Origin of the sequence: Achromobacter deleyi, from assembly GCF_016127315.1 — a bacterium.
GTDB classification, from domain to species: Bacteria; Pseudomonadota; Gammaproteobacteria; order Burkholderiales; family Burkholderiaceae_B; genus Achromobacter; species Achromobacter insuavis_A.
Window position 1 is genome coordinate 2,796,158 of record NZ_CP065997.1, and the last position, 20,407, is coordinate 2,816,564.

The window sequence follows — 20,407 nt, forward strand, 5'->3', positions numbered from 1 at the left end:
TGGCGTGGTCGGCCCCTGCGCGTCCGGAATGGACGCGCCCTCGCCAAGAGAGACTCATCATGTTCCGTTCGCCCTCCCGTCCCGCGCCGTTCACCCGGTTGCTCGCCACCGCCTTGACGGTCGTGGGCGTCACCTGCGGCGCCAGCGCGCTGGCCGCCGATACCGCCGGCTATCCGCAACGCCCGATCACGCTGGTGGTGCCGCATCCGCCGGGCGGTTCGGTCGACGGCGTGGCACGCCTGTATGCCGAGCAACTGAGCAAGGAACTGGGCCAGTCGGTGGTGGTGGAAAACCGCGCCGGCGCCTCGGGCATGATCGGCGCCGCCTATGTGGCGCGGGCCGCGCCGGACGGCTACACGCTGTACCTGAACGCGTCCATCCACGCCATCAACCCGCTGCTGTACAAGAAGACCATCAAGTTCGACTCGGTCAAGGACTTCACCCCGATCAGCGAACTGGCGCAGGGCGCGCTGATCTTCAGCGTCTACCCCAAGGTGCCGGCCAACAACGTCGGCGAGCTGGTGAAGGTGCTCAAGGCCGACCCGCAGAAGTACTCGTTCGCCACCTCCGGCTTCGGCTCGGCGGGCCACCTGGCCGCGGCCTCGTTCCTGCATGACAACGGCCTGGCGCAGATTCCCATCGTGCTGTATCGCGGCGGCGGCCCGGCCTTGTCCGACCTGGTCGGCGGCCAGGTGCAGGGCCTGATCGATCCCATGCTGTCGTCGCTGCCGATGGTGCGCGCCGGCAAGCTCAAGGCGCTGGCGGTGACGGGCGCCGAGCGCAGCCCGCTGCTGCCCGACCTGGCCACCATGAAGGAGCAGGGGCAGAAGAACTTCGAGTTCTATTCCTGGTATGGCGTGTGGGGCCCGGCCAACCTGCCGGAACCGGTGCTGCGCAAGCTGGAAGGCGTGTCGGCCAAGGTGATGGCCAATCCCAAGATCGTCGAGCAGTTGAACGGCCTGGGCTTCGAGCCCTCGGTCAAGAACTCGGCGGCCTTCGCCAAGTTCATCGACGCCGAGATGAAGCGCTACCAGGTCATCATCGACCAGGCCAACATCAAGATCACGGAATAGGGCGTGGCTGGCGCGGCTTGAGCGCCGCGGCCAGCGCCACCAGCAGCAACAGGCTGGCGGCGACCACGTACGGCATCCAGGGCCGCACGCCGTACAGCAGCGTGCACACCAGCGGCGCCACCACCATCGCCATGCCCTGCACCGCGATCACCGAGCCGGCGGCGATGCCTTGCTCGTCGGCGGTGACGGCGTTGGCGGCCAGGGTCTGGATCGACGGGAACACCAGCCCCATGCCGGCGGCCATGATGGCGTAGCACGCCAACAGGCCCGCGGCGCCGCCCAGCACCGGCACCAGCAGGAAGCCGATGCCGGACAACAGCGCGCCGCCCGCCAGGCAGCGCGCCGCGTTCATGCGGCGCGCCTTGGCCAGCCCCACCTGCACCAGGATCAGCATGACGCCGACGGTGGTCATGGCCCAACCGGCGGTCCGCGCCGCGGGGCCGGGCGCCTGGCGCAGCGCGTCCATGGCGTAGAAGCCGACGATCATCTGCGCGGTGATGACCGCGCTCATGGCCAGCAGCATGGCGGCCAGCGGCAGGCGCAAGCGCCGGTCGCTCAGTTTCAGCGGCGGCGTGGCGCGCGGTTCGTGCGAGGCGTCGGACGGCAGCTTCGCGGCCAGCCACAGCGTGCCCAGCAGGGGCAGCGCGGCGGCGATGTAGAGCGGCAGGGTCAGGCTGTCCTTGACCAGCAGGCCGCCGATGACGGGTCCCAGCACCATGCCCAGGCCGTTGGCCGCGCCCAGCTTGGCCATCATCGCGCCGCGCTGCTCCGGCGCGGTGATGTCGGCGATGCGGGCCGCGCTGACGGTGGGCATGGCGGCGTAGAAGGCGCCGATCAGCGCGCGCAACGCCATCAGGGCCAGCAGCGCCAGCCATACCGGCGGCGGCTCGCGCAGCATCAGGTCCAGGCCCACGGCCAGCAGCAGGTAGCTGACGATGTAGCCCGCGGCGGCGCGCAGCAGCACGCGGCGGCGGCCCACGCGATCGCTGCGGCCGCCCCAGTAGCGCGCCATCAGCATCCACAGCACGCCGGCCACGGTGACGACCAGGCCGCCATGCCATTCGGCCAGCCGCAGGCCGCGCACCACGGGGCCGATGACGGGCATGAAGGCCATGATGGCGGTCAGGCACAGGGTGTTGAAGACGAACAGGGCGGCGGCTTCGTTCGGGCGGCGAGGGGTGTCTGGCAATTGCGGCATGAAAGACGGGATGCGGATGAAAATTGTTATCATCCAGGCCAGGCGGCGGCCGCGCTAGCGAATCCGCGCCGGAAATCGCGGAATTGGAAAAAAATGGCCTCTCAGCCTCGTCTCGCTCCGGATCGCGCCGCGCCGCTCACCGCGCAGGACCTGCTGCGCCTGCTGCCGCCGGACTGGCTCGAGATCCGCACCCACCACGAACTGCCGGGCGGCATCTCGATCGGCTGCCTCGACGGCCGGCCGCAGTCCGATTGGGCCGCCAGCGGCGCGGCCGAATCCAGCGTCGGCGTGGCGATCGTGCTCGACGGGCAGTTCGGCCTGGGCTTCGAGGGCGGCGCCGCCCTGCGCGTGCAGCCGGGCAGCGTCATCCTGCACGGCACCGCCGAGCCGGTGCCCGGCTGGGATGAGTTCAAGGGCCGGCGCGCCATCCGCGCGGTCGACATCCGGTTTTCCAGCGACGCCGTGCGCGCCTTGTGGTGGCGCACCTTGCGGCAGGTGCCGTCCGCCGCCTTCGCGGCCGATGGCAGCGTGCCGGCGCGCGATGCGCAGCTGGCGATGCTGCCGCTGTGGCCTGGCCTGGCGCGGGTGGCCAGCGAGATCCTGGCCTGGAACCAGGATCGCGGCGAGATCGCCGCGCTGTATCTGCAAGGCAAGGCCCAGGAGGCGCTGGCGCTGACCCTGGCGCATCTGGCGGGCCGCGGCGCGGCCGATCTGCCGCCGCCGGCGGATCGCAAGCGGCTGGCCGAAGCCCACCGCCGCATCCAGCGCGACTACGCCGATTGCGGCAGCGTGCGCCAGCTGGCGCAGGCCGTCGGCCTGAGCGAAAAGCGGCTGCAGGCCGGCTTCATGTCGCTCTACGGGCAATCGGTGCATGGCTGCCTGCTGCAGGCCAGGATGGACGCGGCCGCGCGCCTGTTGCGGCGCGGCTGCTCGGTCACCGAGACCGCCTACAGCATCGGCTTTTCCAGCCTCAGCCATTTCATCAAGGCCTTCAAGGCGCATCGCGGCGCCACGCCCACGGCCTGGCTGCGCGGCGCCGCGCAGTAGCCGCTCAGGCGCCGCGCGCCTGGGGGGTAGCGGCAATACCGGTATCGCGGCTGGCCTTGCTGCGGGGGGCGAGGCTGGCAACAATCCCGGTTCCGCGACTCCCGTCCGACAGCGACAAGGCTTTTCCCCATGACTTCGCCCACTTCCCCGGAACGCGCTGATACCGCCGCGCCGGCCGAGAACATCCACTGGCGCCGCAACCTGGCCGTCTGTTTCGCCGGCTCGTTCAGCACCATCGTGGCGATGACGCTGCTGCTGCCGTTCCTGCCGCTGTACGTGGAAGAGCTGGGCGTGCAGGGCCATGCGGCCATCGTGCAGTGGTCGGGCGTGGCCTATGGCGCCACCTTCTTCGCCGCGGCGCTGGTCGCGCCGCTGTGGGGCCGGCTGGGCGACCGCTACGGGCGCAAGCTGATGCTGGTGCGCGCCTCGTTCGGCATGGCGATCTGTATGTCGCTGACCGGCATGGTGCAGAGCGTGTGGCAGCTGGTGCTGCTGCGGCTGCTGGTGGGCCTGGCCGGCGGCTACGCGTCGGGCTCGACCATCCTGGTGGCGATGCAGGCGCCCAAGGCGCGCTCGGGCTGGGCGCTGGGCGTGCTGTCGGCCGGCATCATGGCGGGCAACCTGGTGGGTCCGCTGATCGGCGGCGCGCTGCCGCCGCTGATCGGCATCCGCGCCACCTTCCTGCTGGCGGGCGGCGTGATCTTCCTGGCGTTCCTGGCCACCGTGTTCCTCATCAAGGAAATGCCGCGCCCGCCCAAGGCGGCCGGGCAGGACGGCAAGCGTCGCGGCGGCTGGGCGCAGATCCCCGACAAGCGGCCGGTGGCCGCGATGCTGGCGACGGGCATGCTGCTGATGTTCGCCACCATGTCGATCGAACCCATCATCACGGTCTACGTGGGCCAATTGGTGGAGGATCCGGCCCGCGTCACGCTGGTGTCGGGCGTGGTCATGTCGGCGGCGGCGCTGGGTGCGATCCTGTCGGCCTCGCGGCTGGGCCGCTTGGCAGATCGCGTCGGCCACTGGACGGTGATCGTCGGCGCGCTGGCCGTGGCCGCGCTGCTGCTGATTCCGCAGGCCTTCGTCACCGCCGGCTGGCAGCTGGTGGCGCTGCGTTTCCTGATGGGCCTGGCGCTGGGCGGGCTGTTGCCGTGCGTCACCAGCGTCATCCGCCACAACGTGCCCGACGGCGTCGGCGGCAATGTGCTGGGCATGTCGATCTCGGCGCAGTACGCGGGCCAGGTGGCGGGCCCCTTGCTGGGCGGCTTCATCGGCGGGCATTTCGGCATGCCGGCGGTGTTCCTGGGAACCGCGGTGCTGCTGGCGCTGGGCGCCGCCGCCAACGGCGTGCTGCGGGCGCGCCACCAGCGCAGGCTGGCCGAGGCGTAGCGGGCGCGCCGCGCCGGCCGCGTGACGACGCGCGCCGCGGGGGGGGGGGGGCGCGTCAGAAGCCGGCCGAGCGCGCATCCATGACGTGGTCGATCAGACCCCAGTCCACCGCCTCTTCGGCGCTCATGTAGCGGTCGCGATCGAGGCTGCGCTCGACGTCTTCGTAGCTGCGTCCGCAGTGCTCGGCATAGAGGCGGATGATGCGCTGCTTGGTGCGCTGCATTTCCTCGGCGTGGATCAGCATGTCCGAGGCCTGCCCCTGGAAGCCGCCCAGCGGCTGGTGCACGTGCAGGCTGGCGTTGGCCAGCGCGGCGCGATGGCCGGGCTCGCCGGCCATCAGCAGGAACGATCCCATCGAGCGCGCGGTGCCCATGCACAGGGTGTGCACCGGCGACTTGATGAACTGCATGGTGTCGTACATGGCCAGCCCGCTGGTGATGACGCCGCCGGGCGAATTGATGTACAGATGGATCGGCTTGCCGGGATTCTCGGCTTCCAGGAACAGCAGCTGCGCGCACACCAGGGCCGACACGGCGTCATTGACCTCGCCGCTCAGGAAGATGATGCGTTCGCGCAGCAGGCGCGAATAGATATCGAACGAACGTTCCCCGCGGCCGGACTGTTCCACCACCATCGGGACGAGCTGCATCGTTTCGCTCATGCGCGAACTCCTGTCTTGCATCAAAAGAAAAAAAGCGGCGTCAGGCGGCGAGCTTGAAGGCCGGCCAGGCATCGTTCGCCGCCTGCGGCGCGGGCCGCGCCAGCCGCGCGTCGTCGGGGGCATGGATGATGGTCAGGCGGGTGCCGCCATCGGCCGTGGGGCTGAGCTGGAACGTGACCACGCTTTCCAGGCAGGGCGGCAGCGTCTCGCGCATGCGGTAGCGGACCTCGACCCCCGGCGTGGCGGCCAGCGGCTCGGGGTCGGCCAGCGCGCCGTCCGGCAGCCACTGCTCGCGCAGGGCGGGAATGCTGAGGGCGCGCCAGACCTTCTCGGGCGGCGCGTCCAGTTCGTAATCGAGCACCAGTGCCGTGTCCTGCGGGGCGGGGTCCGAGTGGGTCATTGGTCCATGTCCTTGAGCAGCGTCTTCAGGGCGTCGACCCGCGCCGGCCACCAGGCGCGGTACTTGGACAGCCAGCCGGCGAGCAGCGCCAGCCCGTCCGGGTCGACCTGGTAGTTCACGAAACGACCCTGGCGCTGCTCGCGGATCAGCCGCGCCTGGCGCAGCACCGCCAGGTGCTGCGAGACCGCGGGCTGGCTGATGTCCAGGCCTTCGCGCAGCGCACTGGCGTTCATGGCGCCCGCCGCCAGCTTGTCGAACAGCGCGCGGCGGGTGGGATCGGCCAGGGCCTTGAAGATGTCGTTTTCGATCATGGTAACACATTAGCAGTTGCTTATGTGTTGTGCAAGCCCCGCGCGAACGGCGGGCCAGGCCGCCGCGCGTCTCAGTGGATGACGCGGGCCGCCTTGCGGGCGCGCTTGATCTCGTACATGCGGGTATCGGCCAGGCGCACGGCCTCTTCGGCCACCAGGCCGCGCGGATCGAGGGCCACCACGCCGACGCTGGCGCCCTCGTAGGGCAGGGCGACGTCGCCGAGCGGGTAGCGGCCGACGGTGGCGGCGGCGGCGCGGTCTTCCAGTGAGCGGGCGGCTTCCTCGGCGTCGCCGCGTTCGGCCTCGTGGCCCGGCGCCGCGTCGCCGCGCGCCAGCGCGGGGCCCGGGCCGATCAGCACGAACTCGTCGCCGCCCAATCGCCCGACCATGTCGGAGGCGCGCAGCGCCATCGCCAGGCGCCGCGAGACTTCCTGCAGGAAGGCGTCGCCCAGCTGGTGGCCGTAGGTGTCGTTGATGCCCTTGAAGCCGTCCAGGTCGACCACGCCGACCAGCACGCTGCCGCCTTCGCGCAGGGCACGGCCGCGCAGGCGGTCCAGTTCCTCGTACAGCGCGCGCCGGTTGGGCAGGCCGGTCAGCGGATCGGTCAGCGCGTAGGCCATCAGCTTGGTGTTGGCGGTGCGTAGTTCCGCCACCAGCTGTTCGCGTTCCAGGAAGTTGGAGATCACGCTGGAGAACAGGCGCATGATCTCCTCGGCCCGCGGCGCGATGCTCTGGCGGCTGGCGCTGGCGCCGCACAGGGTGCCCAGCAGCAGGCCGTCGTCGGTGCGGATCGGGGTGCTGACGTAGGTCTGGATGCCGAGCTGGCGCGCGGCGTCGGAGTCGGGCCAGCAGGCGCCGACGTCGCTGGTGGACATGCGGCCTTCCTCCAGCGCGCGCTTGCACAGCGTGTCCGACCACGGCACCGACAGGCCTTCGGGAATCTGCAGCGCGCCGACGTTGCGCGCGTAGCGCACGTGCTGCTGGTCCTCGTCCGGATCGATCGAGGTGAGGTAAGTGGATTCCAGGCCGGTGACGGCGCCGAGCATATCCAGGAGGGGGCGCGTCAACTGCTCGACCGATTTGGCCGCCTGCAGAGACGCCGACAGTTCGGCGAGTATCGGGTCCAACGAAAGCTCCCAAAAAAACACTGACGCATCGACGCCGGCCCCGGGTCCTCGGCCCAGGGAGCGGCCTTGTCGACATTATGCCTGCCCTGCCTTCCTAAAGTCCTATGCTGCACTGCCGTAAGCCAGGGTGGCGCGGACGCTATGTCGTCGCGTACCTGGATACCCGTGCCCCCCGGCATGGGCAGTTGCAGTAAGAAGACAAGCATGAAAATCACCTCGTTGCGCAACAGGATCCTGTTGATCACGTGTTTTACCGTCGTCGGCGCGCTGGTGCTCTCGGGCATTGCGATTTATCACATCGTGCGCGACAACATGATGGCAACCATCTCCGCGGACCTGGATGCCATCGCCGCCGGCAACGCCAGCGCCATCGAGCGCTGGTCGGCCGACAAGGCCCTGGCGGTATCGGCCACCGCGGCGGTGGTGGAAAAGGGCGATCCGCGCGGCCTGACCAAGCTCATGGGCGAGACCAACGGCTTTCCCATCACCAGCATCGGCTGGTCGGACAAGAGCTACTTCTCGACCGCGCAGACGCCGCCCGACTACGACCCCACCGCGCGCCCCTGGTACAAGAGCGCGGTGTCCGCCGGCAAGCTGACCGTGACCAAGCCATATGGCGATTCCGGCACCGGCAAGCCCTACGTGGCCTTCACCGCGCCGATCGTGCGCGCCGGCCAGACCACCGGCGCCATCAGCGGCGCGGTGGCGCTGGACGGCATCAAGGACGTCATCAAGGCGATCCGGCCCACGCCCTCCAGCACCGCGTTCGTGCTGGCCACCGACGGCCAGGTGATTTCGCACGTCGATGACAAGCTGGCGCTCAAGCCGTCGACCGACGTGGCCGCCGGCCTGACGCCGGCCGTGCTGGCCGGCATGGCGCACGAGGGCGCCATGCCGCTGGTGCTGAGCCTGGGCGGCGTGCCCAAGCTGCTCAAGGCGCATCCCATCGCCGGCACCGACTGGTTCCTGGTGATCGCGCTGGACGAGGCCGAGGCCACCGCCGGCCTGTCGCAGGTCTTCAACGCCACGCTGATCTCGATGGTGGTGCTGACGCTGGTCGCGGTGCTGCTCGCCAGCGTGGTGACGTCGCGCGCCTTCAAGCGCCTGTCGGCGGTGCGCGACGCCATGGACACCATCGGTTCGGGCGACGGCGACATGACGCATCGGCTGGCGGTGGTGGGGCATGACGAAGTGGCGCAGATCTCGTCGTCGTTCAACGCCTTCGTCGACAAGATCAGCCACGTCATGCTGGACGTGCGCAACGGCGTGCACTCGATGACCTCGGCCACGCGCGAGATCGAGATGGGCAACCGCGACCTGTCGCAACGCACCGAAGTGTCGGCCGGCTCGCTGCAGGAGACCTCGTCGGCGCTGACCGAGCTGACCTCCAGCGTGCGCCAGACCGAAGAGGCGGCCGAGCACGCCACGCGCCTGGCGACCGAAGCCAGCCAGGCGGCCGAGCGCGGCGGCCAGGTGGTGACCGACGCGGTCAGCACCATGGGCGCGATCGCGCAGTCGTCCGAGCGCATCACCGAGATCATCAGCGTCATCGACGGCATCGCCTTCCAGACCAACATCCTGGCGTTGAACGCGGCGGTCGAGGCCGCGCGCGCCGGCGAGCAGGGCCGCGGCTTCGCGGTGGTGGCGGGCGAGGTGCGCACGCTGGCGCAACGCAGCGCGGCCTCGGCGCAGGAGATCCGCACGTTGATCCAGGCGTCGGTGCAGAACGTGCGCAGCGGCACCGAGCGGGTCCAGGCGGCCGGCTCGACCATGCACGAGATCGTCGAAGGCGTGTCGCGCGTTCAGCGTCTTGTCAGCGAGATCCACGGCGCCATGGCCGAACAGAGCGTGGGCATCAGCCAGATCGACCGCAGCGTGTCGGACATGGACCAGGCCACGCAACAGAACGCGGCGCTGGTGGAGCAGTCGGCGGCGGCCTCGGCGATGCTGAGCGACCAGGCCGGCGCGCTGGCCGGCACCGTGGCCCTGTTCAAGCTGCGCGGCGATGCGCACGGCGCCGCGCCGCGCATGGCGGCCTTGCCGGCCTGATCCGGCTCGATCGGCGTGGCGGCGCGTGACGCGCCGCGCGCCAAGGCGCGGGGCGGCCCGTCATTCCGTGGGGTGATGGGCCGCGCCGGCGTCGCGCAATGCGGCGCGGGTGATGCCTTTGTGTGGTTGGATTCGGCGCTCGCCGTGGCGGATATGGATGCATTCCGCCGGCCTTTCTTCGTTCCGTTCGCGGACGCTTTCCCTGTCTTTCGCTGACCCGATCCGCCTTGCCGGAAGCGGCCGCGCACGCGGCTTTCGTCTCGCTGAATGGGGGGTGAGGCCACGGGCCGTTTTGATTTTGACATCAATTCAGGATGCAGTCAGCTTGATGTCGCCAGACCTACGGGAAAGCGATAACGCATTCGCGTGTTCCGGCGCAAAAAGCGAAAGCTGATTGGAAGTGTCGCTCTCTACTATCTGCCGACCTCGTCCGCAGCACCGAAATTTTCAGCGGGAAGACAGGCGGGGGAACCAGACCGGTTTGAACAACCGGGTGGCAATAACAAGCGAAAAAAACGCAATGCCTGGGAGGGCGCGTCTTATGTACTTTGGCAATAGAAACTTTGTCGCGGGGCTCTTCATGATCGCCTTCGCCCTGCTGTTCGGGCTGGCGGCGTTGAAGTATCAACTGGGGACATTCAGCCGTTCGGGGCCGGGCCTGTTTCCGCTGATGGTCAGCTCGCTGCTGGGCGTGATCGGGGTGATCTCGGTGGTGCGTTCGCGCTTCGTGCCGCCGGTGCCGCTGAGCTACAGCATCAAGAACATCGCCATCATCATGCTGAGCCTGTGCGGCTTCGCGGTGGTGTCGGGCTTCATCAACATGATCGTGGGCATCGTCTTCCTGGTGTTCTGCTCGACGTTGGCGGGCACCTCGTACTCGGTGGTGCGCAATATCAAGATCTCGCTGGGCCTGATCGCGGTGGCGTTTGCCTTCCGCAACCTGCTCGGCCTGAACCTGCCGCTGTTCTGAGGGAGAGCCATCATGATGGAGATGTTGAACAATCTCGCGTTCGGTTTCGAGCACGCGCTGACCCTGCAGAACCTGATGTACTGCGCGATCGGTTGCGTGGTTGGCACGCTGGTCGGCCTGCTGCCGGGCCTGGGCCCGCTGTCGACCATCAGCCTGCTGTTGCCGCTGACGTATTCCATTCCCACCGGCGGCGCGCTGATCATGCTCGCCGGCATCTACTACGGCGCGCAGTACGGCGATAGCGTCAGCGCGATCACGATGAAGATCCCGCATGCGAGCAGTATCGTCGCCTGCATCGACGGGTATCAGATGAACCTGAAGGGCAAGACCGGCCTGGCCCTGTTCACCGCGGGCGTGTCGAGCTTCATCGGCGGCACCGTGGCGATCGTGGTGCTGTCGACGATGGCGCCGGCGCTGGGTGAAGTCGGCCTGCTGTTCGGCCCGGCCGACTACTGCGCGCTGATGCTGCTGGGCTTCTTCTGCGTCAGCTTCGTCAGCAGCGGCAGCCTGCTCAATGGCCTGGCCATGGCCATGATCGGCATCCTGCTGGGCGTGATCGGCACCGATGTCAACAGCGGCGTGGCGCGCTACACGATGGACCTGGCCTTCCTGCAGGACGGCGTGGGCCTCATCAGCATCGCGCTGGGCTGCTTCGGCATCGCCGAGATCGTCAAGAACCTGGACAACCGCAACACGCTGACGCCGTTCAACGGCAAGATCAAGCTGATCCCGACGTGGCCCGAGTTCAAGCGCATCATCCCCAGCGCGCTGCGCGGCAGCGTGGTGGGTTCGGTGCTGGGCATCCTGCCCGGCGGCGGCCCGACGATCGCGCAGTTCGCCGCCTACGCGGCCGACAAGCGCTTCAGCAAGTACCGCCACGAGATCGGCAACGGCGCCATCGAAGGCGTGGCGGGCCAGGCGGCGGCCGACGAAGCGGCCGCGCGCACCAGCTTCATCCCGCTGATGGCCATCGGCATCCCCGAAAACGCCGTCATGGCGCTGATGCTGGCCGCGTTCATCGTCAAGGGCATCCAGCCCGGTCCCAACATGATCGCCACCCACCCCGACCTGTTCTGGGGCCTGGTGGCCAGCATGTGGGTGGGCAACTGCTTCCTGCTGATCCTGAACGTGCCGCTGGTGCGCTACTGGCTGTCGGTGTTCAAGATCCCGTACACGGTGCTGTTCCCGGCGATCCTGTTCTTCTGCTGCATCGGCACGTTCAGCATCAACAACAACCTGGACGACATCTACATCACGGCGATCTTCGGCCTGATCGGCTACCTCTTCCTGCGCCTGGGCATGGAAGCGGCGCCGCTGATGCTGGGCTTTATCCTCGGCCCGATGCTGGAAGAGAACTTCCGCCGCGCCATGCTGCTCAGCCGCGGCGAGTTCGGCGTGTTCCTGACGCGGCCGATCAGCGGCACGCTGCTGGCGCTGATCGGCGCGGCGGTGGTGTGGCAGCTGGTGTCGTTCCTGCGCAAGGCGCGCAAGGCGCCGGCGCTGGAACAGGCGCCGGTCGAGCCCTGACGCGGCCGGGATTGGGCCTGCGCGACGTTTCCTCTCGCGCGGACAGGCCCTAGCCCCTGCCAGTGATGCGGGCGGCGGCCTCGGCCGATTGTTGGACGGCCCGGTCGCCGCGAGCGCGCAGATCCGCTTCATAGTCTTGCAAGGCCTGCCCCCGCGGCAGGCCTTTGCACACCTGGGCCAGCCGCGTCGCCAGCGACTGCGCGTCCGCCAGGGCGGTGTTGGCGCCCAGGCCACCCGCCGGGCTCATCGCATGCACCGCGTCACCCAGGAAAGCCAGGCCGGCTTGCGACCATTGCGGCAGGGGCGGCGCCTGGTAGACGGTCTTGAGCGCGATGCCGCGCGGGTCGCTGGCCGCCACCATCGCCGCCAGCGCGGGATGCACCGGCGCCAGCAGGCGTTGCGCGGCCTGCTGCCAGCGCGCGCCCGTCGCGGTGTCGTCCTGCCGGTTCGCGTGGGTGGCAGCGTCCGCGTCATCCGCGCCCAGCACCGCGCGACGCTCGCCGATGATGGCCCAGTATTGGTAGCCGGGCACCGCCGTCAGCGTGCATCCCGGCGCGAGGCGCTGCGCCAGCGCCGGCAGCGCCGCCAGCTGCATGGCGTCCAGCACCAGCGCGTAGCCGGCGCCGAACACCACGCCGGCGCCGTCGCGCAGGTCCGCCGGCAGGCCGTCGGGCGCCAGGCTGCCGGCCGGCGCCATGCCGAAGATCGTCACCGTGCCGGTGTCCGCGGGCACGGCGTGCGGCAGGTGCTGGCGCCGCAGCGCCGAATGCACGCCGTCGGCGGCCACCACCAGCGTGCCAGGCCGGGCGCGGATGCCCTCCAGGCGCGGGCCGCCGGCATCCATGCCGGCGCAGCCGTGGCCGAAATGCACGTGCCCCTCCAGGCCGGCCAGCAGGATCTCGCGCAGCGTCTGCCGGTGGGCCGAGCGGTCGGGCGCGGTGTCGGCATCCTCCAGGCGCCAGGTGGCCGAGGCGCGTTGCGGCAGCGGCCGCAGCCGCGCGTCGAGCAGGGCGCCCGGGCGGTCGTGGGTCGAGCAGCTGTGCTGGAACAGGGCGTACAGATCCGGCCGCAGGCAGTGCGCCAGCGCCGCCTGGCCGGTGGCGTCGATGCGCAGGCGGTAGCCCTGCACGCGGCTGTCGGTGCGCGCGTCGCGCTCGTAGACGTCGAAGTCGATGCCGGCGCGCGCCAGCCCCTGCGCCAGGCACAGGCCGCCCAGGCCGGCGCCGATGATGGAAACGTGGAGATTCTGCATAATGTCCTCGAAGCAAGCCGGCGTCGCCGGCACCCCCACAGCTTGCGTGCAAGCGCGCCCGCGCCGGTAATGCCGTCGCGCCAACAAATCATGCGAACCCGCCAGACTCTATCGCCCGCGCCCGATTACAGCGAATTGCTCGACGGCCCGGCCGTGTGCGTGTTCCATGGCGCCGACGCGCCGGGCAGCGAATTCCGACTGGGCTCGCGCGAATACGATTGGCACGCGCATGCCCGCGGGCAGCTGTTCGGGGTGGACAGCGGCGCGATGCGGGTGCGCACCGAGGCCGGCTCGTGGCTGCTGCCGCCGCGGCGCGCGGGCTGGATCCCGCCGGGGCTGCGGCATCGGGTCAGCGTGGCGGGCGCCGCCAGCGGCTGGGTGGCGCTGGTGCATCCGCAGGCCGCCGCGGCCTTGCCGGCGGCGCCCTGCGTGCTGGGGGTGGACGGGGTGTTGCGCGCTATGGTGCTGCGCGCGGCCGATTGGCCCGACAAGCTGGCGCTGGACCCGGCTCGCGCGCGCTTCGCGGCCGTGCTGCTCGACGAGATCGAGGCCGCGCCGCGCGAACGCCTGCACCTGCCGTGGCCGCGCGACCGGCGCCTGGCGCGGCTGGCGCAGGCGCTGGCCGACGATCCGGCCGACAACCGGCCGCTGCAAGCGCTGGCCGCGCATGCCGGCCTGGCGCCGCGCACCGCGCAGCGCCTGTTCCGCGACGAGACCGGTTTGGGGTTCGCGCAGTGGCGCCAGCAACTGCGCCTGATCCATGCGCTGGAACGCCTGAGCGCGGGCCAGCCGGTGGCGCAGGTGGCCGACGCGCTGGGCTACGCCACGCCGGGTAATTTCATCGCCATGTTCAAGCGCGCCTTCGGCATGACGCCGGGGCGCTATCTGCGCACGCCGCTGGGCGAGGGCGAGGCGGCCGTCGCCTGATCCGGGCCGGGACGCGCGGCGTCCCGGTTGCTGGCTTCCGCCAGGGCCTGCGCGAGGCGCCTGTCGGCGTGAACCGGCCCTGCTCGCCTTACTCCGCCAGCTTGCGCATCTCGGCGATCAGGTCGGCCTTGCCCTCGAAGCCGATGCCGGGCAGTTCGGGCAGGGTGACGTAGCCGTTGTCGACCCGCACGCCATCGGGAAAGCCGCCGTAGGGCTGGAACAGGTCCGGATAGGATTCATTGCCGCCCAGGCCCAGGCCGGCGGCGATGTTCAGCGACATCTGGTGGCCGCCGTGCGGGATGCAGCGGCTGGCCGACCAGCCGTGCTGGCGCAGCATGTCGAGCGTGCGCAGGTATTCCACCAGGCCATAGCTCAGGGCGCAGTCGAATTGCAACCAGTCGCGGTCCGGGCGCATGCCGCCGTAGCGGATCAGGTTGCGCGCGTCCTGCATCGAGAACAGGTTCTCGCCGGTCGCCATCGGCTTGTCGTAGTAGTTGCGCAGCGTGGCCTGCAGTTCGAAGTCGAGCGGATCGCCGGCTTCCTCATACCAGAACAGGTCGTACTGCGACAGCGCCTTGGCGTAGCGGATCGCGGTGTCCAGGTCGAAGCGGCCGTTGGCGTCGACCGCCAGCTTCTTGCCGTCGCCCAGCACGCCGAGGATGGCATCGATGCGGCGCAGGTCTTCGTCCAGCGAGGCGCCGCCGATCTTCTTCTTGACCACCGTGTAGCCGCGGTCGACGTAGCCGCGCATTTCGTCCTTGAGCTTGCCCAGGTCCTGCCCCGGGTAGTAGTAGCCGCCCGCCGCATAGACGAACACGCGGCGCTCGGGGCGGCCGTTGCCGTAGCGCTCGGCCAGCAGCTGGAACAGCGGCTTGCCGGCGATCTTGGCGACCGCGTCCCACACCGCCATGTCGATGGTGCCGATGGCGACCGAGCGTTCGCCGTGGCCGCCGGGCTTCTCGTTGACGTACATCGCGTTCCAGACGCGGTGCGGGTCGAGGTTGTCGCCGCTGTCGTCGAGCAGGCTGGCGGGATCGGCCTCCAGCACGCGCGGGATGAAGCGTTCGCGCATCAGCATGCCCGCGCCGTAGCGGCCGTTGGAATTGAAGCCGTAGCCGATCACCCGCCGGCCGTCGCGCACCACGTCGGTCACCACCGCCACCAGGCTCAGCGTCATCTTGCTGAAATCGATGTAGGCGTTGCGGATCGGGGAACTGATCGGAACGGTCTTCTCGCGGATTTCTACGATTTTCATGTTGTCTCCTGGCCGGGGCGGGGATGGGAAAACCGTAGATTATTGGCTCCATGCGGCATTATGATTCGCCATCAGGCACTACTTTATTAACTTGAAGTTAAAAGTGCCGGCGGCTAATCCCCCTGGGGCGTGCCGCCGGCGGCGAGTCCCCAAGAGGCGTTTGCGGCGGTGAACAACGATCTGGCATCTTCCCTGGAGTTCTTCGTGCTGCTGGCGCGCCACCGCAACCTGTCGACGGTGGCGCGCCAGCTCGACCTGACGCCGCCCGCGGCCACCAAGCGCCTGGCGCAGCTGGAGGCGCGGCTGGGCGTGCGGCTGGTGAACCGCACCACCCGCAGCATCAGCCTCACGCCCGAAGGCGAAACCTATCTGCACTACGCCACGCGCATCCTGGCCGACGTGCGCGAAATGGAAGAGGTGGTGTCGTCCAGCGGCTCGGTGCCCAAGGGCCTGCTGCGCATCAACGCGACGCTCGGCTTCGGCCGCACGGCGATCGCGCCCATCGTGTCCGAATTCGCCGCGCAGCATCCGCAGGTCGAGGTGCAGCTGGACGTCACCGACCGGCCCATCGACCTGGTGGAAAGCGGCGTGGACCTGGGCATCCGCTTTGGCGCCTTGCCCGACCAGCGCCTGGTCGCCCGGCGCGTGCTGTCGAACCGGCGCTTCCTGTGCGCGGCGCCGCGTTACCTGGCGCGGCACGGCACGCCCGCCAGCCTGGGCGACCTGGCCAGCCACCAGTGCATCATCCACCGGCAGAACGAGGACGCCTATGGCGTCTGGCGCTTCACGCGCGACGGCCGCGCCGAGACCGTGAAAGTGCATGGCGCGCTGTCCAGCAACGATGGCGACATCGTGCTGAACTGGGCGCTGGACGGCCACGGCATCCTGGTGCGATCGGAGTGGGACCTGGCCAAGTACCTGGAGAGCGGGCGGCTGCGGGTGGTGCTGCCCGAGTTCATCCTGCCCTCGGCCGACCTGTTCGTGTACTACCCCAGCAAGCGCGACCTGTCGGCGCGCACGCGGGCATTCATCGACTTCCTGATGGCGCGCTTCGCGTAGGCCAGGCCGGGGCGCGGCGACACGCCGGTCGGCGGTATGCGCGGCCGGACGCTAGCCGAACCGGTAGGCCAGCACTTCGTCGCCGGCCGGATCGATCTCGCCCGTGGGCACCCAGCCCAGGCGCCGGTAGAAGCCATGCGAGCGCACGCCCGGATCGGCCGCGCAACTCAGGAACAGGCGTTCGTGGCCCAGCGCGCGCAGCATCCGCATGACCTGGTCGAGCAATGCGCGGCCGATGCCGCGGCCCTCGTAGGCCGGCAGCAGGGCCAGCACCATGATCTCGCCGCTGTCGCGATCGCCGAAGCAGTAGCCGGCTAGCTCGCCGTCCGCCAGCGCCACCACGCCGGGCAGCGCGCCGTCGCGGATGCCGTCGCTCCAGCTTTCGCGCGTGATGCCCAGGGCGCGCAGGTCCTCGGCCGAGAAGGCGTTTTCGCGGGTGCGGCCGCGCAGGTCGATGCAGGCGGCGGCGTCGTCGGGATGGGCTGGGCGGTAATGCAGGTTCATGTCGGGTGGGGTCAAACGGAAGCGGGCGCGCCCGGCGTGGCGCCGCGCGCCGGGCGCGGCACGGGGATCAGCCGCCGAGCGCCGCCAGGTTCAGCGTGTGGCTGTGGCCGATCCACACCGCGCAGTCGCGGTGGTCGCGCAGCGACTCGCCGGTGTTGGGGTGCAGGAACACGTCCAGCGCGCCATGGTTGAGCGTCAGCCAGGTGACCACGCGCGGCAGCGCGGCCGGCGCGAAGGCGAGCTGGTAGCTCCATTGCGGGTGCGGGCCGACCGGACGCTCATGGAAGCGGCCCATCTCGATGCTGTCGCCGAACGCGGCCAGCGCCTGTTCGCGCAAGGCCCAGGCCGCGTCGCGGCTGTCGGCGTTGAAGTAGACGTGGGCATGCCAGCTGCCGACGATGGCGGGGTCCAGGATCATGATGGTCAACCTCCCGCGCGCTTGGCGCGATGGCCGAGTTTTTCGAGCGCGGCCAGGATGCGGTCGCAGTGGTCGCCCTGCACCTCGATGACGCCGTCCTTGACGGTGCCGCCCGAGCCGCAGGCAGTGCGCAGCTGCTTGCCCAGCGTCGCCAGCGCGTCGTCGTCCAGCGGCAGGCCCTTGACCACGGTGACGGCCTTGCCGCCGCGGCCCCTGGTTTCGCGCGACACGCGCACGCCGCCGGGGGCGGGCACGGGCCGTGACGCCGCCTTGCATTGGCAGTCGGCGAGCGGGCGCCGGCATTGCGGGCACATCCGGCCGCCGTCGGTGGAGTAGACGAGTCCGCCTGGGGAGCTGCTTTTCATGGGGTATTGCGTGATGTTGCGGTTCAGGCAGTCATTATGCCGGAGCGGCCGCCGCGCCCCTTGCGTTGTGGGGGTTCATTCGTCGAAGCCGCGCGGCCCCAGCGTTTCCACCAGGTAATCGATGAACGACTTGATGCGCGATGAGATCGCGGTGTTGCGGTAATAGACCGCGTTGACCGGCTGGCGCACGTCCAGCGTCTGGCGCGGGAACAGCTGGCGCAGGGCGCCGGACTGGCGGTCGGCGCGCGTCATGAAGTCGGAAAGGCAGACGATGCCGGCGTCGTTCAGCGCCAGTTGCCGCAGCGTCTCGCCGCTGAACGAGCGGATCGCCGGCTGGATGTGCAGCGGCTGGCCGTCGGCGTCCTCCAGCGGCCATTCGTTCAGCGACTCCAGTTGCGAGAAGCCCAGCAGGCTGTGCTCGGCCAGGTCGGCGACGCGCTTGGGCGTGCCGCGTGCCGCCAGGTAGCCCGGGCTGGCCAGCACGCGCACGCGGCTGCGGCCGATGGGCACGGCGTGCAGCGACGAGTCCTTCAGGCTGCCGATGCGCAGCGCCAGGTCGGTGCGGCGTTCCAGCAGATCGATGTTGCCCTCGTTGCTGTTCAGTTCCAGCTCGACCTTGGGATAGCGCTTGCGGTAGCCCGGCACCAGCGGCACGATCACGTGCAGCATGAACGGCGAGGCGGCGTCGACCCGCAGGCGCCCGGCCGGCTGGTTGCGGCGCGCGTGCATCAGTTCCTCGGTCTCTTCGACCGCGGCGATGATCTTGCGGGCCTGCTCCAGGTAGGCGCGGCCTTCCTCGGTCAGCTCCAGCCGCCGGGTGGTGCGGCGCATCAGCGTGGTCTGCAGCTTTTCCTCCAGCCGCGTCATGGTGCGGCTGGTGGCGGAGATGGTCTGCTGCAGCGTATCGGCGGCGGCGGTGATCGAGCCGCTGTCCACGATGGCGATAAAGACCTGCATTTCGTCGAGTGTCGTCTTCATATTTGACGTTATATCAAAAGTATTTCGCCAATACAGGGCTTATTCCGCAAGGATCGGGCGGGCACACTGGGTGCATTCCAACAACTTACCCAGGAGTTTCACATGAGCATCCCGTCTTTTGGCGTCGGCACCTTCCGCCTGCAGGGCCAGGTCGTCATCGATTCCGTGCGCAACGCGCTGGACGTCGGCTACCGCGCCGTCGACACCGCCCAGATCTATGAAAACGAAGCCGAGGTCGGCCAGGCCATCGAGGCCAGCGGCATCGCCCGCGACGAGCTGTTCCTGACCACCAAGATCTGGGTGCCGAACTACGGCCGGACCAAGCTCGTGCCGAGCCTGAAGGACAGCCTGGCCAAGCTGCGCACCGACTACGTCGACCTGACCCTGATCCACTGGCCCGCGCCCGGCAACGGCGTCGGCATCGTCGAAATGATGGCCGGCCTGATGGATGCCCGCGAGCAGGGCCTGACGCGCCAGATCGGCATCTCCAATTTCCCCATCGCCGAGACCCGCGAAGCCATTGCCGCCGTCGGTAAGGACGCCATCGCCACCAACCAGATCGAGCTCAGCCCGTACCTGCAGAATGCCAGTCTGGTGGACTTCCTGAATGAACAAGGCATTCAGGTCACGTCGTACATGACGCTGGCCTACGGCAAGGTGCTCAAGGACCCGGTGATTGGCCAGATCGCGCAGCGCCACAACGCCACGCCGGCGCAGGTCGCGCTGGCCTGGGCGCTGCAACGCGGCTTCGCCGTGATCCCGTCGTCGACCAGGCGCGAGAACCTGGCGAGCAACCTGCTGGCCCGCGACCTGCGCCTGACCGATGCCGACATGGCGCAGATCGCCGCGCTGGAACGCAACGGCCGCGAAGTCAGCCCCGACGGCCTGGCCGCCGCCTGGGACTGAGCCGCGCCACCGGCGCCGCGCGCGCCAACCTGATCTCATGAGGAGCCATTCCATGAAGCTATTCATCACCGGCGCCAGCGGATTCATCGGCGGCGCGGTCGCCACCTTGATGGCCAAGGCGGGCCATGAGGTCCGCGGCCTGATCCGCAATCCCGAACGCGTCGCCGAACTGCGCGGATTCGGCATCGAACCGGTGCTGGGCACGCTGGACGACGCGGCGCTGCTGGCGGCCGAGGCGCGCGCCGCCGACGCCGTCATCAATGCCGCCGACAGCGACCATCGCGGCGCCGTCGAGGCCCTGCTGGGGGCGCTTGCCGGCAGCGGCAAGGCGTTCATCCACACCAGCGGCAGCAGCCTGGTCGCCGACGACGCGCTGGGCGAGCCGTCCGACGCGGTGTTCGACGAAACCACGCCGGTGGCGCCGGTGCCGGGCAAGACCGCGCGCATCGCCATCAACGACCTGATCCTGGCCAGCGCGCCGGGCCTGCGCAGCGTGGTGCTGTGCCATAGCCTGATCTATGGTGCGACCGAGGGGCCGCGCGCCGAAAGCGTGCAGATCCCGCCGCTGGTGGCGCAGGCCCGCGAAAGCGGCATCGCCCGGCACGTCGGCCGCGGCCTGAACCGCTGGTCCAATGTGCACGTCGCCGACGTGGCGGCGCTGTACCAGTTGGCCCTGGAGAAGGCGCCGGCCGGCAGCTTCTATTTCGTCGAGAACGGCGAAACCGCCTTCGTCGACCTGGTCGGCGCCATCGGCCAGGCGCTGGGCCTGGGGCCGGCCCAGGCCTGGGATCCGGCGCAGGCGGTGGCCTATTGGGGCAAGGACCTGGGCGCCTATGCGCTCGGTTCCAACAGCCGGGTGCGGGCGGGCAAGGCGCGCCGCGACCTGGGCTGGGCGCCGCGGCACGATGACGTGCTGGGCTGGGTGCGCCAGGCCCTCGCCTGACGCGGGACGGCGCGGCGCCGGGTCGGGGCCGCGCCGGCGTCCACGGGGTGG

The 20,407-nt window shown here is 69.7% G+C and carries 21 protein-coding genes; 10 read left to right on the plus strand and 11 right to left on the minus strand.

Features of this window, described 5'->3' with window-relative positions; genetic code table 11:
- Positions 1-59 precede the first annotated feature (59 nt).
- Positions 60-1,073, plus strand: coding sequence for a Bug family tripartite tricarboxylate transporter substrate binding protein (locus I6I07_RS12515; RefSeq protein WP_198486887.1), 1,014 nt, complete (start codon positions 60-62; stop codon positions 1,071-1,073).
- On the opposite strand, the gene I6I07_RS12520 is transcribed toward I6I07_RS12515, so the two are convergent.
- The gene (locus tag I6I07_RS12520; protein WP_232626072.1) at positions 1,063-2,271 is read right to left on the minus strand and encodes an MFS transporter; all 1,209 of its coding nucleotides are present in this window, start codon (positions 2,269-2,271) and stop codon (positions 1,063-1,065) included. The two genes, I6I07_RS12515 and I6I07_RS12520, sit on opposite strands and share 11 nt — an antisense overlap.
- Before the next feature lie 93 nt (positions 2,272-2,364).
- Between I6I07_RS12520 and I6I07_RS12525 the strand changes: the two genes are divergently transcribed.
- Positions 2,365-3,318 carry a helix-turn-helix transcriptional regulator gene (locus I6I07_RS12525; protein WP_198486889.1) on the plus strand — a complete coding sequence of 318 codons (954 nt, stop codon included), beginning with the start codon at positions 2,365-2,367 and terminating at the stop codon, positions 3,316-3,318.
- A 129-nt stretch (positions 3,319-3,447) separates the two neighbouring features.
- Positions 3,448-4,704, plus strand: a complete 1,257-nt coding sequence (locus I6I07_RS12530; protein WP_198486890.1) for an MFS transporter — start codon at positions 3,448-3,450, stop codon at positions 4,702-4,704.
- 55 nt (positions 4,705-4,759) lie between these two features.
- Here I6I07_RS12530 and I6I07_RS12535 read toward each other — a convergent pair whose 3' ends face one another.
- The 4 genes from I6I07_RS12535 to I6I07_RS12550 form a co-directional block, all read right to left on the minus strand.
- Positions 4,760-5,365, minus strand: coding sequence for an ATP-dependent Clp protease proteolytic subunit (locus I6I07_RS12535; RefSeq protein WP_054489858.1), 606 nt, complete (start codon positions 5,363-5,365; stop codon positions 4,760-4,762).
- A gap of 40 nt (positions 5,366-5,405) precedes the next feature.
- Positions 5,406-5,765 carry an SRPBCC family protein gene (locus tag I6I07_RS12540; protein ID WP_006391137.1) on the minus strand — a complete coding sequence of 120 codons (360 nt, stop codon included), beginning with the start codon at positions 5,763-5,765 and terminating at the stop codon, positions 5,406-5,408.
- Positions 5,762-6,076, minus strand: a complete 315-nt coding sequence (locus I6I07_RS12545) for an ArsR/SmtB family transcription factor (protein WP_006391136.1) — start codon at positions 6,074-6,076, stop codon at positions 5,762-5,764. Before I6I07_RS12545 ends, I6I07_RS12540 begins: the two co-directional genes overlap by 4 nt.
- Before the next feature lie 71 nt (positions 6,077-6,147).
- A complete protein-coding gene (locus tag I6I07_RS12550) occupies positions 6,148-7,203 on the minus strand; it encodes a sensor domain-containing diguanylate cyclase (protein WP_198486891.1) in 1,056 nt (351 codons plus the stop codon).
- Between the two features lie 204 nt (positions 7,204-7,407).
- Here I6I07_RS12550 and I6I07_RS12555 point away from each other — a divergent pair, with 204 nt between their 5' ends.
- The 3 genes from I6I07_RS12555 (at position 7,408) to I6I07_RS12565 (ending at position 11,749) form a co-directional block, all read left to right on the plus strand.
- A complete protein-coding gene (locus tag I6I07_RS12555) occupies positions 7,408-9,252 on the plus strand; it encodes a methyl-accepting chemotaxis protein (protein ID WP_198486892.1) in 1,845 nt (614 codons plus the stop codon).
- A gap of 580 nt (positions 9,253-9,832) precedes the next feature.
- Complete coding sequence (locus I6I07_RS12560) at positions 9,833-10,222, plus strand: tripartite tricarboxylate transporter TctB family protein (protein ID WP_006391132.1); 390 nt, start codon at positions 9,833-9,835, stop codon at positions 10,220-10,222.
- A 15-nt stretch (positions 10,223-10,237) separates the two neighbouring features.
- Positions 10,238-11,749, plus strand: a complete 1,512-nt coding sequence (locus I6I07_RS12565; protein WP_198487510.1) for a tripartite tricarboxylate transporter permease — start codon at positions 10,238-10,240, stop codon at positions 11,747-11,749.
- Positions 11,750-11,798: 49 nt separating this feature from the next.
- Here the strand turns inward: I6I07_RS12565 and I6I07_RS12570 are convergent, their stop codons facing one another.
- Positions 11,799-13,001: an FAD-dependent oxidoreductase gene (locus I6I07_RS12570; RefSeq protein ID WP_198487511.1), complete on the minus strand. Its 1,203-nt coding sequence runs from the start codon at positions 12,999-13,001 to the stop codon at positions 11,799-11,801.
- Positions 13,002-13,091: 90 nt separating this feature from the next.
- On the opposite strand from I6I07_RS12570, the gene I6I07_RS12575 reads away from it, so the two are divergent.
- On the plus strand, positions 13,092-13,928 hold the full coding sequence (locus I6I07_RS12575; protein ID WP_198486893.1) for a helix-turn-helix transcriptional regulator: 837 nt from the start codon (positions 13,092-13,094) through the stop codon (positions 13,926-13,928).
- A gap of 88 nt (positions 13,929-14,016) precedes the next feature.
- Here the strand turns inward: I6I07_RS12575 and I6I07_RS12580 are convergent, their stop codons facing one another.
- Complete coding sequence (locus tag I6I07_RS12580) at positions 14,017-15,183, minus strand: mandelate racemase/muconate lactonizing enzyme family protein (RefSeq protein ID WP_198486894.1); 1,167 nt, start codon at positions 15,181-15,183, stop codon at positions 14,017-14,019.
- Positions 15,184-15,351: 168 nt separating this feature from the next.
- Here I6I07_RS12580 and I6I07_RS12585 point away from each other — a divergent pair, with 168 nt between their 5' ends.
- The gene (locus tag I6I07_RS12585) at positions 15,352-16,242 is read left to right on the plus strand and encodes a LysR family transcriptional regulator (RefSeq protein WP_006391127.1); all 891 of its coding nucleotides are present in this window, start codon (positions 15,352-15,354) and stop codon (positions 16,240-16,242) included.
- A 51-nt stretch (positions 16,243-16,293) separates the two neighbouring features.
- Here the strand turns inward: I6I07_RS12585 and I6I07_RS12590 are convergent, their stop codons facing one another.
- The 4 genes from I6I07_RS12590 to I6I07_RS12605 form a co-directional block, all read right to left on the minus strand.
- Positions 16,294-16,746, minus strand: a complete 453-nt coding sequence (locus I6I07_RS12590; protein ID WP_198486895.1) for a GNAT family N-acetyltransferase — start codon at positions 16,744-16,746, stop codon at positions 16,294-16,296.
- Between the two features lie 67 nt (positions 16,747-16,813).
- Complete coding sequence (locus tag I6I07_RS12595) at positions 16,814-17,164, minus strand: DOPA 4,5-dioxygenase family protein (RefSeq protein ID WP_198486896.1); 351 nt, start codon at positions 17,162-17,164, stop codon at positions 16,814-16,816.
- A gap of 5 nt (positions 17,165-17,169) precedes the next feature.
- Entirely contained in the window at positions 17,170-17,529 is a 360-nt protein-coding gene (locus tag I6I07_RS12600; RefSeq protein WP_198486897.1) for a translation initiation factor Sui1, read from the minus strand.
- Positions 17,530-17,604: 75 nt separating this feature from the next.
- Positions 17,605-18,507 carry a LysR substrate-binding domain-containing protein gene (locus I6I07_RS12605; RefSeq protein WP_198486898.1) on the minus strand — a complete coding sequence of 301 codons (903 nt, stop codon included), beginning with the start codon at positions 18,505-18,507 and terminating at the stop codon, positions 17,605-17,607.
- A 102-nt stretch (positions 18,508-18,609) separates the two neighbouring features.
- Between I6I07_RS12605 and dkgB the strand changes: the two genes are divergently transcribed.
- Both dkgB and I6I07_RS12615 read left to right on the plus strand, forming a co-directional pair.
- A complete protein-coding gene (gene dkgB / locus I6I07_RS12610; protein ID WP_198486899.1) occupies positions 18,610-19,413 on the plus strand; it encodes a 2,5-didehydrogluconate reductase DkgB in 804 nt (267 codons plus the stop codon).
- A gap of 52 nt (positions 19,414-19,465) precedes the next feature.
- Positions 19,466-20,356, plus strand: a complete 891-nt coding sequence (locus I6I07_RS12615) for an NAD-dependent epimerase/dehydratase family protein (protein WP_198486900.1) — start codon at positions 19,466-19,468, stop codon at positions 20,354-20,356.
- Positions 20,357-20,407 lie beyond the last annotated feature (51 nt).

What these genes read in the sequence shown, in the direction of transcription:
- I6I07_RS12590 (WP_198486895.1), bottom strand. Translation starts at nt 16,746, where the DNA reads ATGAACCTGCATTACCGCCCAGCCCATCCCGACGACGCCGCCGCCTGC.
- I6I07_RS12615 (WP_198486900.1), top strand. Translation starts at nt 19,466, where the DNA reads ATGAAGCTATTCATCACCGGCGCCAGCGGATTCATCGGCGGCGCGGTC.
- I6I07_RS12605 (WP_198486898.1), bottom strand. Translation starts at nt 18,507, where the DNA reads ATGAAGACGACACTCGACGAAATGCAGGTCTTTATCGCCATCGTGGAC.
- I6I07_RS12520 (WP_232626072.1), bottom strand. Translation starts at nt 2,271, where the DNA reads ATGCCGCAATTGCCAGACACCCCTCGCCGCCCGAACGAAGCCGCCGCC.
- I6I07_RS12580 (WP_198486894.1), bottom strand. Translation starts at nt 15,183, where the DNA reads ATGAAAATCGTAGAAATCCGCGAGAAGACCGTTCCGATCAGTTCCCCG.
- I6I07_RS12560 (WP_006391132.1), top strand. Translation starts at nt 9,833, where the DNA reads ATGATCGCCTTCGCCCTGCTGTTCGGGCTGGCGGCGTTGAAGTATCAA.
- I6I07_RS12575 (WP_198486893.1), top strand. Translation starts at nt 13,092, where the DNA reads ATGCGAACCCGCCAGACTCTATCGCCCGCGCCCGATTACAGCGAATTG.
- I6I07_RS12515 (WP_198486887.1), top strand. Translation starts at nt 60, where the DNA reads ATGTTCCGTTCGCCCTCCCGTCCCGCGCCGTTCACCCGGTTGCTCGCC.
- I6I07_RS12600 (WP_198486897.1), bottom strand. Translation starts at nt 17,529, where the DNA reads ATGAAAAGCAGCTCCCCAGGCGGACTCGTCTACTCCACCGACGGCGGC.
- I6I07_RS12525 (WP_198486889.1), top strand. Translation starts at nt 2,365, where the DNA reads ATGGCCTCTCAGCCTCGTCTCGCTCCGGATCGCGCCGCGCCGCTCACC.
- dkgB (WP_198486899.1), top strand. Translation starts at nt 18,610, where the DNA reads ATGAGCATCCCGTCTTTTGGCGTCGGCACCTTCCGCCTGCAGGGCCAG.
- I6I07_RS12555 (WP_198486892.1), top strand. Translation starts at nt 7,408, where the DNA reads ATGAAAATCACCTCGTTGCGCAACAGGATCCTGTTGATCACGTGTTTT.
- I6I07_RS12565 (WP_198487510.1), top strand. Translation starts at nt 10,238, where the DNA reads ATGGAGATGTTGAACAATCTCGCGTTCGGTTTCGAGCACGCGCTGACC.
- I6I07_RS12530 (WP_198486890.1), top strand. Translation starts at nt 3,448, where the DNA reads ATGACTTCGCCCACTTCCCCGGAACGCGCTGATACCGCCGCGCCGGCC.
- I6I07_RS12595 (WP_198486896.1), bottom strand. Translation starts at nt 17,164, where the DNA reads ATGATCCTGGACCCCGCCATCGTCGGCAGCTGGCATGCCCACGTCTAC.
- I6I07_RS12535 (WP_054489858.1), bottom strand. Translation starts at nt 5,365, where the DNA reads ATGAGCGAAACGATGCAGCTCGTCCCGATGGTGGTGGAACAGTCCGGC.
- I6I07_RS12540 (WP_006391137.1), bottom strand. Translation starts at nt 5,765, where the DNA reads ATGACCCACTCGGACCCCGCCCCGCAGGACACGGCACTGGTGCTCGAT.
- I6I07_RS12570 (WP_198487511.1), bottom strand. Translation starts at nt 13,001, where the DNA reads ATGCAGAATCTCCACGTTTCCATCATCGGCGCCGGCCTGGGCGGCCTG.
- I6I07_RS12545 (WP_006391136.1), bottom strand. Translation starts at nt 6,076, where the DNA reads ATGATCGAAAACGACATCTTCAAGGCCCTGGCCGATCCCACCCGCCGC.